Origin of the sequence: Enterococcus sp. DIV0086, assembly GCF_050498705.1 — a bacterium.
In the GTDB taxonomy this organism is placed as follows: Bacteria; Bacillota; Bacilli; order Lactobacillales; family Enterococcaceae; genus Enterococcus; species Enterococcus faecalis.
The window spans coordinates 465,905-480,103 of the sequence record NZ_JBNIDN010000001.1; the positions used below are offsets into that span (position 1 = coordinate 465,905).

Consider the following 14,199-nt stretch of genomic DNA (forward strand, 5'->3'; position numbering starts at 1 on the left):
AAAATTTAATATAGAAGGGAATGATAGGATGGAATTTACCTTTCTAATCATTGTTTTTGCACTGTCTATTACCTTCTCAAACATATTCAACCGGATTGTTCCCGTCATTCCGCTGCCAATTGTGCAAATTATTGGAGGCGTTCTAATTGGTTTAACTAAAATGGGGCAGGAAATTGAATTTGAGCCTGAAGTGTTTTTAGTAATGATTATTGCACCGCTTTTATTTAGAGAAGGGGAGCTAATCAATCTGAAAGCAATGATGAAAAATTTCGGGATGATTCTTTTCTTGGCCTTTTTTGGTGTGTTAATTACCTTAGTCGGAGTCGGCTGGACCCTGCATATGATTTTGCCTACTTTACCATTAGCCGCTTGCTTCGCTTTTGGAGCGGCTCTAGGGCCAACGGATGCGGTGGCGGTAGGTTCGTTATCAGGTCGAATTGACATTCCTGAACGTTCGATGAACATTTTATCTGGTGAAGGACTCATTAATGATGCATCAGGCGTTACAGCCTTTCAATTTGCATTAGCGGCTTTATTAACGGGATCATTTTCGCCGGTGGAAGCGGCAGGGACCTTGGTTATTTCCAGCATTGGTGGAGCGGTAGTCGGAATCGTGTTAGTTCTATTAAAACAGCAAATTGTTCATTTACTTGAAACTGCAGTGGCAAAAGATGTTACAGGCTACTTGTTGATTGAATTACTCTTGCCATTTATTGCTTATTTAATTTCAGAGTTGATTGGCGTTTCTGGAATTATTGCTGCTGTGATTGCTGGAATTATGCAAGCGTCTAGTTTGAAAAAAGTTTCGCTTTTTGAAGCAGAACTGTCAAATGTTGGCGAAAGTATTTGGAGTATGATTGAGTTCACTTTAAATGCCTTAGTTTTCTTATTCTTAGGAATTGAACTTTCTCAAGTGTTTTCGCCAATTTGGATTGACCAACAATATTCAAACTGGTTCCTACTAATGGTTGTTCTAATTATTAGCGCCGTTGTCTTTTTGATTCGTTTCTTAGCCATTTTCAGTGTTTACACGCTTCAACATGGCCTTAAGAAAGTTAAAAACGCAATGAATGAAATGCTGATTTTAACTTTTGGCGGTGTTAAAGGAACAGTGAGTTTAGCCACCATCTTTATTTTGCCAACAGCGATTAACGGCGAGCATTTTAAAGAACGACCGTTATTACTATTCATTACGGCTTGTGTTATTTTGGTGACTCTGATTGGTGGGATTCTAGTTTTACCATTTTTAACTGATTCAGAGACGGAAGTGGAAAATGAAGAGTCAGTCGAAATTGATTTATTACGTGATGTCATTGATGTCTTAAAACAGCAAAATGAAGAGAATCCTCGTGGTGAAATGAATGCGGTCATTGAAAATTATCAAGATCGTTTAAAAGAATTGTATACTGAGCAGCTAAGTGCGGAACGAAAACAAGAAGTGCAAGAGTTGCGGACGTTAATTGTGTCCATTGAACGAGACGGCTTAGAAGAAAGTCTGAAACAAGGAGAAATTAGTGTCAGAAGTTATCGTATGTATCAACGCTTGATTACACGGATGCAACGGTCGATTGCCAAACAATTATTATCGATTGTAGGCTTTTGGTTATTATTTGCTCGACAAATCATTTCGATTCTTTTACATCCTAAGCTATTTTTCAATCGTGATGAAGCTTCTGAAGAAGAAAAAGAATTACGAAATGAAGAACTAGAAAATATTCGCCAAGTTTTTCTAAGAAATTCTCAAGTTATTCTGAAGAGTTTAGATAATTTGCGCGGTGTCTATGATGATGATTTAATTGATTTCTTCATTGACGGACGCTTGGATTTAGCCCATAAGTTTGAAAAAGGCGAATTTATTGATTCGTATATTGTTCATACGGAGACAGACTATGTCAAAGACCTATTATTAGGCTTCCAAGAAGAACGACGGATGATTGATCATTACGAACAATCTGAACGCATTTCAATTATCGAAGCGAACGAGTTACGAAAAAATGTCAATTTATTAGAGAGTTATTCGATTAGCGGCGAAGTGAATAACGTTCCGCTGAAACGATTTGTTAAAAATTTTAATAAAGAATAAGTAATAGTGTATGAGATGAAACCAAGACGATTTTTATCTCATGCACTTTTTTTATAATCCAATTTTTGATACAATAAGCAAGACCAAAATAGAAGGAGTTGGTAGTGTCGGTGAAAGAATTAAAAGTAACAGATTTAACCAAAACATATGGGGAAAAAACACTATTTGATCATCTTTCTTTTTTGATTCATGAAAAAGATCGCATTGGTTTAATTGGGATTAACGGCACAGGAAAAACCAGTTTATTAAATATTATTGCTGGCGTAGATAGCGGTGATGGTGATCTTGCTGCGATTCAGCAGCCAAGTGATTATCAAATTGGGTACCTTTCCCAGAATCAAACATTTGACGAGAATATTACGATTGCAGAAGCCGTGTTTCAGGGAGACAGCCCGATCATAAAAGCGGTCAAAAATTATGAATTAGCGTTAGCTGCTTTAAGTGAGAATGGTTTAGACGAAGGGGTTCAAAGACGTTACACGCAAGCAGAAGAAGCCATGAATAAACAAGATGCTTGGACAGCAGATACCAATGCAAAAATTATTTTACAAAAATTAGGTATTCCCACATTGGAAAAGAAAATAGGTGAGCTTTCTGGTGGGCAGTTAAAACGAGTAAGCTTGGCGCAAGTCTTAATTGAAGCGCCTGATTTACTGTTATTGGATGAACCAACGAACCATCTGGATTATGAAACGATTGAATGGCTGGAAAACTTTTTAAATAACTATCGTGGCGCGGTTTTAATGGTGACCCATGACCGCTACTTTTTAGATCGAGTAACCAATCGGATTTTCGAACTTTCTTTTGGAAAACTGTATGAATACAAAGGAAACTATGAAACGTATGTGATGGAAAAAGCCGAACGTGAACGTGTCGCTGTAGAACAAGAAGAAAAAAGAAAACGCCTCTTCAAACAAGAACTTGCGTGGATGCGAGCAGGCGTTCAAGCACGAGGAACGAAACAGCAAGCAAGAATTGATCGGTTTCAGGATTTAAAAGAAAACTTGCATCAGGTACAAACCAATGGCACCTTAGAAGCAGACTTTGCCACGCAGCGTTTAGGGAAAAAAGTTCTGGAAATCAAGGAAGGAAATTATGCCATTGATCATAAACAGCTTTTGAAAGACTTTAATTTACTCATTCAAGCAAACGATCGAATTGGCATTACTGGTAAAAACGGTGCAGGCAAATCCACGTTATTAAATATTTTAGCTGGCCGTATTCCTTTAGAGAGTGGCCTATATAGTATCGGTGAAACCGTCCGAATTGGCTATTATACCCAGCAAAACGAAGAAATGGATCCTAATCAACGGATGATTGCTTATTTGCAAGAAGCAGCAGAAGAAGTGAAACGCAGTGATGGAAGCAGCGTTGGGGTCGCTGAAATGTTAGAACGCTTTTTATTTCCTCGTTTTATGCACGGGACACTGATTGGCAAACTGTCTGGTGGAGAAAAACGCCGGTTATATCTCTTAAAATTATTAATTAGTCAGCCTAACGTGTTATTATTGGATGAGCCAACCAACGATTTGGACATTGATACGTTGACCATTTTAGAAGATTATATTCAAACGTTCAAAGGAGCGGTAATTGCGGTTTCTCATGACCGTTATTTCTTGGATAAAACAATGGATAAATTGTTAGTTTTTCAAGGAAATGCTCAGATCCTATCATTTTATGGCACAATGAGTGAATATTTGGCGAACCAAAAAGAACAAGAAAAGGTCAAAGAAAAACCGCTCAATAAACCAGTAAAAGAAGCATCGACAGAAAAGAAAGAAAAAACAAAGCTGACTTATATGGAACAAAAAGAGTGGGCAACAATTGAAGAAGACATCACACAATTAGAAACGAAATTAGAAACATTAACTGAAGAAATGAATCATCAGGGTGATGATTTTGTTCGTTTACAAGAACTACAAGAAGCGGTAACAGCAACGGAACAATTGTTAGAAGAAAAAATGAATCGTTGGGAATACTTGAGTGAATACGCGGATTAAGAGACGGAGGGAATAAGATGGAAGAAGCATACTTAGCGCTAGGAAAAAAGATTTTAGAAGAAGGTCATTTTAAAGAAGACCGTACAGGAACTGGGACGTATAGTTTATTTGGCTATCAAATGCGTTTTGATTTGGCCAAAGGATTTCCCTTACTAACAACCAAACGAGTACCGTTTGGCTTGATTAAAAGTGAGTTATTGTGGTTTTTAAAAGGCGACACGAATATTCGCTATTTGTTAGAGCGAAATAATCATATTTGGGATGAATGGGCGTTCGAACGTTACGTAAAAAGCGCAGATTATCAAGGACCAGACATGACGGATTTTGGGCATCGTGTCTTACAAGATCCAGCGTTTGCAGAACAATACAAAGAAGAACATCAAAAGTTCTGTGACACCATTTTAAACGATGCAGAATTTGCAGAAAAATATGGTGAATTAGGGAATATTTATGGTGCGCAATGGCGTCACTGGGAAACCAAAGACGGTAGCTTTATCGATCAATTAGCTAATGTGATTGAAATGATTAAAACCAATCCTGATTCTCGCCGTTTAATTGTTTCCGCTTGGAATCCAGAAGATGTGCCTTCAATGGCGTTGCCACCTTGTCACACTATGTTTCAATTTTATGTAAATGAAGGAAAATTAAGCTGTCAACTTTATCAGCGCAGTGCCGATGTTTTTTTAGGTGTTCCTTTTAACATTGCAAGCTATGCTTTATTGACACATCTAATTGCACATGAAACAGGTTTAGCAGTGGGCGAGTTTGTACACACGCTAGGAGATGCCCACTTATATCAAAATCATGTGGAGCAAATGCAAGAACAATTATTACGAGAAGTTCGTTCTTTTCCAACGCTCGTTTTGAATCCAGACAAGGCTTCTGTTTTTGATTTTGATATGGAAGATATTAAAGTAGAAGGCTATGACCCACATCCAACGATTAAAGCGCCGATTGCCGTATAAAAAAGGAGAGAGAAGCTATGTTAGCAGCCATTTGGGCCCAAGATGAACAAGGAGTGATTGGTAAAGAAGGCAAATTGCCTTGGCATTTACCCAACGACTTGAAATTTTTCAAGGAAAAAACAATTCATAATACATTGGTCTTAGGACGTGCAACTTTCGAAGGCATGGGATGTCGTCCGTTACCAAATCGAACAACGATTGTTCTTACCAGTAATCCGGATTACCAAGCTGAAGGCGTTTTGGTTATGCATTCCGTAGAGGAAATTCTTGCGTATGCTGACAAGTATGAAGGCGTGACCGTTATTGGTGGAGGTTCTGTCGTTTTTAAAGAATTGATTCCCGCATGCGATGTCTTATATCGGACGATGATTCATGAAACGTTTGAAGGCGACACTTTCTTTCCAGAAATCGACTGGTCTGTTTGGGAAAAAGTTGCCACTGTTCCCGGCGTCGTGGACGAGAAAAATCTCTATGCACATGACTATGAAACGTATCATCGAAACGATAAATAATAAAATGAAGGGAGGCATGAGCAATGCCGACATTGAAAGAAAAAATTATTCAAGAGAGTCAACGTTTAGACATCGATAAAATCGGCTTTACTCATGCTGAACCATTTATTGAATTAGAAGATTCTCTGCATGAACAACGAGAGCGAGGATATAACTCGGGGTTTGAACATCAAAATGTGGAAGAACGAATTTACCCAGAAAAAACGTTTGAGCATCCTAAAAGTATTATCTCCATTGCTTTAGCTTATCCCACCAAAGCTCAGGAAAAAATGCCTAGAGATGAAAAGCGTGGACAATTTGCGCGAGCCTCTTGGGGAATTGATTATCATCACATTTTGCAGGATCGGTTGCAAAAATTAATTGCTTTTATTGAAGAGCAAGCTGCCACTGAAGCAGAAAAAGAACACTGGCGCTTTCGGCCACAAGTAGATACTGGCGAATATGTTGACACCGCTGTTGCTCAGCGGGCGGGTTTAGGATTCATTGGTAAAAATGGTCTACTGATTACCGAAGAATTTGGTTCCTTTGTATATTTAGGTGAGTTGACCACCAACATTCAATTTGAACCAGATGAACCTGTTCCAAATGGTTGCGGTGATTGTACTCGTTGTATCACAGGGTGTCCTACAGGGGCTTTGTTAGGGGACGGTCGAATGAATGCTCAAAAATGTTTGTCTTATCAAACGCAAACAAAAGGCATGATGCCTGAAGAGTATCGGAAAAAAATGCGTAACGTCATTTATGGTTGCGACATTTGTCAGCTGGTTTGCCCTTATAATAAAGGAAAAGATTTTCATTTTCATGAAGAGATGGAACCAAAGATTGAGGAAGTTTATCCCAAATTGGCACCGTTATTAACTATTTCCAATAAAGAGTTTAAACAGCAATTCGGACACTTAGCAGGCTCTTGGCGTGGCAAAAAACCATTGCAACGAAATGCTTTAATTGCGTTAGCGAATTTGGGCGGCCGTGAAGCTATCCCACAAATTATTCTCTGTTTAAATGATCAGCGTCCTGTCATTCGCGGAACAGCTGCTTGGTCGTTAGGTCAGCTCGCAAAAAGAGAACCCGAGCAAAGTTTAGAAGCTTTAAATTATCTACTTTCTGTAGAAACTGAAGAAGAGGTTATCGAGGAAGCTCAAAAGGCTATTCACTTGTTAACAAGCAAAAAAGGAAGCCGCTCAACGGAGTGACTTCCTTTTTTTATTAAATATGATTGCGATATAAACCAACAACTTTACCTAAAATTGTAACGTTATCTAAAAGAATAGGCGCTAATGCATCATTTTCAGGCTGCAAGCGGATATGATCTACTTCTCGGAAGAATCGTTTACAGGTTGCTTCATCTTCATCGGTCATTGCGATTACGATGTCGCCATTATTGGCATTCGATTGCTTACGAACAATCACTTGGTCGCCATCTAGAATACCTGCGTTAATCATACTTTCTCCTCGAATCGTCAACATAAATAAAGCATTTTCTTCTGTACGTAAATCAGGAGGTAACGGGAAGAAATCTGATGCTTCTTCCACCGCTAAAATTGGTTCACCAGCAGTTACGACACCTAACATCGGAATAGTTGTCGGTTGAATTCCGATCTTTTCCAAGCCTTCTGGTGTTAATTCGATTGCTCGCGGTTTTGTTGGGTCACGTAAGATTAGACCCTTTTTTTCAAGACGAGCTAAATGTCCGTGAACGGTAGAAGTTGAGGATAAATCAACAGCCTTCCCGATTTCGCGAACGGTTGGCGGATAACCCTTTAATTCGACTTGTTCGTATATATATTTAAGTACTTCTAATTGTCTTGTTTCTGTACGTTTCGCCAAAACCCGCACCTTCTTTCAATTGATAAAATTAGTGTACCATAAAATGCGAACGAAATCAAACAAGCGTTCGTGTTTTATAAATATCAGAATATAGTTGTTTTTTTAAGGCAGTTCTTATAATATAGACAGTGAGAGTAAGGAGGGATTTTGATGTTATCGAAAGAAAAAATTGCCCGTATAAATGAATTAGCGAATAAAGCAAAAGTGGAAGAACTTAGTGCGAAAGAAAAAGTCGAACAACAAGAATTACGTAAAGAGTATTTAGAAGCATTTCGTGGAGGGATGCGTCACCATATCGAAGGAATGAAGGTCGTGGATCAAGAAGGGACCGATGTGACTCCTGAAAAACTAAAACAAATTCAACGTGAAAAAGGACTTCACAACAGAAAGTAATTGCTTTCATTGTCGAAATAAGCTACACTATGAATAAAGGTAAAAAAAACCTAAATTAGGAGATGATTTTTTTGTTTGACAAGACAGATCAATTGGGCGTTAATACAATCCGGACATTAAGTATTGAAGCCGTACAAAAAGCGAACTCAGGACATCCTGGTTTACCAATGGGTGCTGCCCCAATGGCGTATGCACTTTGGACAAAACATTTAAAGGTGAACCCAACAACTTCTAGAAACTGGGTTGATCGTGATCGTTTTGTACTTTCAGCAGGCCACGGCTCTGCAATGTTGTACAGCTTATTACATCTATCAGGATACAACGTAACAATTGACGATTTGAAAAATTTCCGTCAATGGGATAGTAAAACACCAGGGCATCCAGAAGTGCACCACACAGATGGTGTTGAAGCAACAACGGGACCTCTAGGACAAGGGATTGCTATGGCTGTTGGTATGGCAATGGCTGAAACGCATTTAGCTGCAACTTATAATCGTGATAGTTTCCCTATTATGGATCATTATACGTACGCAATTTGTGGTGACGGCGATTTAATGGAAGGTGTTTCTCAAGAAGCAAGTTCAATGGCTGGTCATATGAAATTAGGTAAATTAATTGTCTTGTACGATTCAAATGACATCTCATTAGATGGACCAACTTCTAAAGCCTTTACTGAAAATGTTGGGGCTCGTTATGAAGCATACGGATGGCAACATATTTTAGTTAAAGACGGCAATGATTTAGATGAAATAGAGGCTGCGATTGAAGCGGCTAAAGCTGAAACAGATAAACCAACACTGATTGAAGTTAAAACAGTCATCGGTTACGGAGCACCAAAAGAAGGAACATCTTCCGTTCACGGCGCGCCAATTGGTGAAGAGGGCATTACAGCGGCTAAAGCTGTTTATGGTTGGGAATACCCTGACTTTACTGTGCCAGAGGAAGTCGCTGCTCGTTTTAAAGAAACGATGATTGACGAAGGCCAAAAAGCAGAAGCGGCTTGGAATGAGATGTTTAAGAACTATGAACATGCGCATCCAGAATTAGCCAAACAATTTAAAGAAGCTTTTGCCAACCAATTACCTGAAGGTTGGGAACAAGAATTACCTAAATATGAACTAGGAACAAGTGCCGCAAGTCGTGTAACAAGTAAAGAAACGATTCAAGCTATTTCAAAAGTTGTTCCAAGTTTCTGGGGCGGTTCAGCTGATTTATCTGCCTCAAATAATACAATGGTTGCTGCAGAAAAAGATTTCGAACCTGGTCAATACGAAGGCCGTAATATTTGGTTTGGTGTTCGCGAATTTGCAATGGCTGCAGCAATGAACGGGATTCAATTACACGGTGGTAGCCATGTTTATGGCGGGACATTCTTCGTCTTTACTGACTACTTACGTCCAGCAATCCGTTTAGCCGCTTTACAAAAAGTTCCTGTAACTTACGTCTTAACGCATGACTCTGTTGCGGTGGGTGAAGATGGGCCAACACACGAACCAATTGAGCAATTAGCAAGTGTTCGTTGCATTCCAAATGTTCATGTGATTCGTCCAGCTGACGGCAATGAAACGGTTGCTGCTTGGAAAATTGCTATGACTTCTACGGAAACACCAACTATTTTAGTTCTAAGTCGTCAAAACTTACCTGTTTTAGAAGGAACGTTAGAACACGCTTCTGATTCTGTTCAAAAAGGTGCTTATGTATTGTCACCACAAAAAGGTGAACAACCAGCAGGGATTTTAATTGCGACTGGTTCTGAAGTAAATCTAGCAGTGGAAGCACAAGCGAAATTAGCGGAAGAAGGCATCGATGTATCTGTCGTGTCAATGCCAAGTTTTGATTTATTTGAAAAACAATCTGCTGAATATAAAGAAAGTGTGTTACCTAAAGCTGTGACAAAACGTGTGGCGATTGAAGCTGCAGCAAGCTTTGGTTGGGAACGCTATGTAGGAACAGAAGGCAAAACAATCACAATTGATCACTTCGGCGCTTCTGCACCTGGCGGTCTAGTTCTTGAAAAATTCGGCTTTACTCCTGAAAATGTGGTTAATACCTATAAATCACTATAAATAAAGATTAAAAAACCTGAATGCTTGTGATAGCATTCAGGTTTTTTTGCTTCATTTCTTTTTGGGAGCAAAGAGCATAAAGTGAAAAAATAATGCGAACAATTGGAACCCAATACCAGTTAAAGTAACACCAGACCAACCATAGTTTTGCCACATTAATGTACCAATCAATGAACCCAGTGAACCGCCGATGAAATAGAAAAACATAAAGACGGTATTGTTACGATTGCTGGCTTCTTCTCCCAAATTTTGGACGCGTGTTTGATTGGCTACTTGCCCAAATTGAGTACCGATATCTAAAACAATAATTGCTAAGATTAGTAAGACCACATGTGTTCCACCTAGAAAAAGTAAGATAAAACTACCGAACTGCATCAACAGGCCAATCAAAACAATCTTCCGTTCTGGATAATAATCGGATAGACGACCAATGATGGGTGCTACGAAAGCTCCTGATAACCCAAAAATTGCTAGAATACCGACTTCTTTCGGTCCCCAATAATAAGCTGGACTACTAACAAAGAAAATTAATGTAGACCAAAAGATTGAAAAGGTTGCAAACATAAAAAAGCCATTGACAGTTGCTTCTCTTAACAAAGGTTGCGATTTGATTAGCTTAGGAAGACTTTTCAAAGAACCTAAATAAGTTAATCGATTTGAAGTTTGAGTATGTATCACTGTTTTGGGCAATTTTAATTGAAGTAGAACGACCAATGCTAACACGAATATTACGGCGATTAAGTAGACTGTTCGCCAAGAAGCTGCACTAGCAATGAAACCCGAGATCGTTCGAGACAATAAAATTCCTGTCAATAGTCCGCCCAGCATTCGACCTGTTACTTTACCACGGTTCGCCGGTCCCGCCATGACCGCAGCATAAGGAATAATAATTTGGGCGACAATAGAGAGCAGCCCGATAAAAAAAGAAGAGAGTGCAAAAAGGAGAAAACTTGGTGCAAAAAACGCAGCACTTAGAGACAGCGAGGAGAGCGCGGCTACTCGAATGATTAATTTGCGACGATCAACGACATCGCCTAATGGAACAAGAAAAAGTAAGCCTAGCGCATAGCCTAATTGGGTCAGCATAGTAACAAAACCAATAGAACCAATACTGACTTGAAAGGCCTGAGCAATTTGGGTGCCAATTGGTTGAATATAATACATATTGGCGACCACGACCCCGCAAGTTAACGCTAATAAAAACGTCACTTGATTTGTTAAACCCGATTGTTGTTTCTTCATCTAACCACCTACATTTCTATGTAATTCATTTTGTAATACAACAACTACTCGGCAATAGTTGTTTTGATTACAAAAACAGACTTCTCTTATAAAGTTTGTTCAAAAAGTGACAAGTCCATTAAAAAGTTTATCACAATAAATAAAGAAAAGTAAGAGGATAAATAACAAAAATCTCATCAAATTGAAAAGAAGAAGTGGTTGTTTTCACAAGTGTGAAGAGGGTTAATTAAATACAAACAAGATTTCAATTACATTACAGAAATTTTAAAACTCAAAATTTAATACGTTTATTTCTTGTTTCAATAGGAAATTAACGGTAAAATAGAAAAGTGAGACAGTGAGGAGGAAAAATGAATGAGCGAACAGTTAACAAGAAGTAGTAAACATATTCAAAAAGCTCTTAAAAAGCAAAAAGCTTATAAACGTGCTACCGCCGTTGCGGGGACTTCAATGATTTTAGCACCTGTGGTTGGTGCTGCGGTACCTGCCCAAGCAGAATCAAGCCAGCAAGCATTTATTAATGAAATCGGAAATTCAGCAGCAGCCGTTGCCAATAGCAATGATATGTATGCTTCCGTCATGATTGCTCAAGCGTTGCTAGAAAGTAGTTATGGTAGTTCTGGGTTAGCATCTGCACCGAACTATAACTTGTTTGGTGTAAAAGGAAGTTATAATGGACAATCTGTTTATATGCCAACAAAAGAATATTTAGACGGACAATGGGTGACCGTCACAGCAGCATTTAGAAGTTATAATTCTTATGCGGAATCGTTCCAAGATCATGCCAATGTTATTCGTTCCACTGCTTTTGGGGATACATACCATTATTCAGGCGTTTGGAAGAGTAATACTAGCAGTTATCGCGATGCAACAGCCGCTTTAGCTGGAAGTTATGCAACTGATCCAGGCTATGCCGAAAAATTGAATTGGTTAATTGAAGCATATAATTTAACTCAATATGATTGGGGAGCACCGGTCGCTCAAACCACTAGTTATTCAGATACAACGGGAACCGTTGATACAACAATCGATACAGCGGCTTCTGCAACAGCAACAGCAGAAACTGTAGCTAGTCAAAGTTACACTGTCGCAAACGGCGACACATTGTGGGACATTGCTGCACGTTTTGGAACGACAGTTGATAATTTAATGTCACTAAATGGATTAACATTGGATTCTGTTTTATCGGTGGGTCAAACCATCCAAATCGGTTAATTTTGCAATTATTTAGTTGAAGAAAGACCTTACAAAAGCAGTAGTTTTTGTAAGGTCTTTTATCGTGAAAATAGGTAGGGCTAGCAGCAATTATTTGATGAGCCTAATCCGTTTTTTTATTTAATTTTTCACAAACTAAAATTCGTTTTTCTGGTAGAAATCGTTTTTTTGAGCTATGCTTAGAGAAAGAATTATTATATTGTTTGTAAAATTGGAGGATGTAGGATTATGACTAAAGGTTATGTAAAATCAGTAACAGAGTTAATTGGTCAAAGCCCAGTTGTGAAATTAAAACGGATGGTACCAGAAGGAGCTGCAGATGTTTTTGTTAAACTAGAGTTCTTTAATCCTGGTGGCAGTGTGAAAGATCGAATTGCTTTAAGCATGATCCAACAAGCCGAAGCAGATGGTCGCCTAAAACCTGGACAAACGATTATTGAGCCGACTAGTGGTAATACAGGCATTGGGTTAGCAATGGTAGGTGCTGCGTTGGGATATCCAGTTAAGATTGTGATGCCAGATACTATGAGTATTGAACGCCGCAAATTAATGCAAGCATATGGGGCTGATCTATTATTAACCCCTGGTGCCGAAGGAATGAAAGGGGCAATTGCAAAAGCTACAGCATTAGCAGAAGAACACGGGTACTTCATGCCTTTGCAATTTAATAATCCAGCTAATCCAATGGTACATGAACAAAAAACAGGAAAAGAAATTGTTGATGTCTTTGGTAAACGTGGCTTAGATGCGTTTGTTTCTGGTGTTGGCACTGGAGGAACCGTTACAGGAGTTGGTCATGAATTGAAACGGATTTTTCCAGATATTGAAATTGTTGTAGTAGAACCAACGGAGTCGCCTGTTTTAGAAGGTGGCGAACCAGGTCCACATAAAATCCAAGGAATAGGCGCTGGCTTTGTCCCAGACGTTTTAGACACCACCGTTTATCAAAAAGTTGCCGCCGTTTCTAGTGAAGACGCGTTAGAAACTGCTCGTTTAATGGGGCCAAAAGAAGGCATCCTTGTGGGGATTTCAGCAGGGGCAGCAATTAAAGCTGCCATTGATTTGGCAGTCGAATTAGGCACAGGCAAACGTGTCTTAGCGCTGGTTCCAGATAACGGTGAACGTTATCTTTCGACAGCTCTTTACGAATTTCCAGAATAAAAAACACGCCAAAAAACGAGCATTTCTCTTAGTTTAGTAAAATGCTCGTTTTTTCCACGAGAATCCTACAATAATTCTTGTCAATCGTAATAAGAAATAGTATTATTTAAGAAAGATAGACAGGGGAGGGATACAAAGATGGACAACGTATTGGTTAAAAATGCACTCGCTGAATTAAAAGAAGCCAATATCCGAATTACTCCGCAACGTTATGCTATCTTGGAATATTTAATCGAAAATCATACACACCCAACAGCTGATGAAATTTATCGCGCACTAGAAGATCATTTTCCAAATATGAGTGTAGCAACGGTTTACAACAATCTACGTTTATTTACTGAAATCGGTTTCGTTCAAGAAATGAGTTATGGCGATGCATCTAGTCGTTTTGATTTTAGTTCGAAGAAACATTATCACGTGATTTGTCAAAAATGTGGTAAAATCGTTGATTTTCATTATCCAGGGTTAGAGGACGTTGAAATGGCCGCTAGTAAATTAACAGGCTTCGAAATTAATGAACATCGTTTAGAATTATATGGATTATGTCCAGATTGCCAACAAGCACAACAGGAGAATGTGTAAAAAATTACATACTGTTAAAAATTTATCAAAAGATAAGTCACTTGTCTAGGCAAATTTCACAAGCGTAAGAGTTTTCACTCTTATGCTTGTTTTTTTGTGTGGTTATTGACTTTTAAATTCTTAAAAACAAAAAATTAACTAGCTATTATTAAG

At 38.7% G+C, this 14,199-nt stretch carries 12 protein-coding genes; 10 read left to right on the forward strand and 2 right to left on the reverse strand.

Annotation, left to right across the window (positions count from 1 at the left end; genetic code table 11):
- The first annotated feature begins 28 nt into the window (after positions 1–28).
- From IGI63_RS02215 to queG, 5 genes are all read left to right on the forward strand, one after another.
- On the forward strand, positions 29–2,083 hold the full coding sequence (locus tag IGI63_RS02215; protein ID WP_429975229.1) for a cation:proton antiporter: 2,055 nt from the start codon (positions 29–31) through the stop codon (positions 2,081–2,083).
- 110 nt (positions 2,084–2,193) lie between these two features.
- Positions 2,194–4,083, forward strand: a complete 1,890-nt coding sequence (locus IGI63_RS02220; RefSeq protein WP_002396340.1) for an ABC-F family ATP-binding cassette domain-containing protein — start codon at positions 2,194–2,196, stop codon at positions 4,081–4,083.
- A 17-nt stretch (positions 4,084–4,100) separates the two neighbouring features.
- Positions 4,101–5,048, forward strand: a complete 948-nt coding sequence (locus IGI63_RS02225; RefSeq protein WP_429975230.1) for a thymidylate synthase — start codon at positions 4,101–4,103, stop codon at positions 5,046–5,048.
- Positions 5,049–5,065: 17 nt separating this feature from the next.
- Positions 5,066–5,560 carry a trimethoprim-sensitive dihydrofolate reductase gene (gene dfr / locus IGI63_RS02230; RefSeq protein WP_002360302.1) on the forward strand — a complete coding sequence of 165 codons (495 nt, stop codon included), beginning with the start codon at positions 5,066–5,068 and terminating at the stop codon, positions 5,558–5,560.
- 23 nt (positions 5,561–5,583) lie between these two features.
- Positions 5,584–6,753 carry a tRNA epoxyqueuosine(34) reductase QueG gene (gene queG, locus IGI63_RS02235; protein ID WP_429975231.1) on the forward strand — a complete coding sequence of 390 codons (1,170 nt, stop codon included), beginning with the start codon at positions 5,584–5,586 and terminating at the stop codon, positions 6,751–6,753.
- Between the two features lie 13 nt (positions 6,754–6,766).
- On the opposite strand, the gene lexA is transcribed toward queG, so the two are convergent.
- Positions 6,767–7,387, reverse strand: a complete 621-nt coding sequence (gene lexA / locus IGI63_RS02240) for a transcriptional repressor LexA (RefSeq protein WP_002357566.1) — start codon at positions 7,385–7,387, stop codon at positions 6,767–6,769.
- Between the two features lie 150 nt (positions 7,388–7,537).
- On the opposite strand from lexA, the gene IGI63_RS02245 reads away from it, so the two are divergent.
- Complete coding sequence (locus IGI63_RS02245) at positions 7,538–7,780, forward strand: DUF896 family protein (protein ID WP_002384502.1); 243 nt, start codon at positions 7,538–7,540, stop codon at positions 7,778–7,780.
- A gap of 71 nt (positions 7,781–7,851) precedes the next feature.
- Positions 7,852–9,846, forward strand: coding sequence for a transketolase (gene tkt, locus IGI63_RS02250; protein ID WP_429975232.1), 1,995 nt, complete (start codon positions 7,852–7,854; stop codon positions 9,844–9,846).
- A 51-nt stretch (positions 9,847–9,897) separates the two neighbouring features.
- Here the strand turns inward: tkt and IGI63_RS02255 are convergent, their stop codons facing one another.
- On the reverse strand, positions 9,898–11,088 hold the full coding sequence (locus tag IGI63_RS02255) for an MFS transporter (RefSeq protein WP_002357563.1): 1,191 nt from the start codon (positions 11,086–11,088) through the stop codon (positions 9,898–9,900).
- A gap of 354 nt (positions 11,089–11,442) precedes the next feature.
- Between IGI63_RS02255 and IGI63_RS02260 the strand changes: the two genes are divergently transcribed.
- The 3 genes from IGI63_RS02260 to IGI63_RS02270 all read left to right on the forward strand — a co-directional run bounded on the left by IGI63_RS02260 (position 11,443) and on the right by IGI63_RS02270 (position 14,046).
- Entirely contained in the window at positions 11,443–12,303 is an 861-nt protein-coding gene (locus IGI63_RS02260; protein ID WP_002357562.1) for a glucosaminidase domain-containing protein, read from the forward strand.
- Between the two features lie 228 nt (positions 12,304–12,531).
- The gene (gene cysK / locus IGI63_RS02265) at positions 12,532–13,464 is read left to right on the forward strand and encodes a cysteine synthase A (protein ID WP_429975233.1); all 933 of its coding nucleotides are present in this window, start codon (positions 12,532–12,534) and stop codon (positions 13,462–13,464) included.
- A gap of 138 nt (positions 13,465–13,602) precedes the next feature.
- Positions 13,603–14,046 (forward strand): Fur family transcriptional regulator, encoded by a 444-nt coding sequence (locus tag IGI63_RS02270; protein WP_002357560.1) that lies wholly within the window; start codon positions 13,603–13,605, stop codon positions 14,044–14,046.
- The last annotated feature ends 153 nt before the right edge of the window (positions 14,047–14,199 follow it).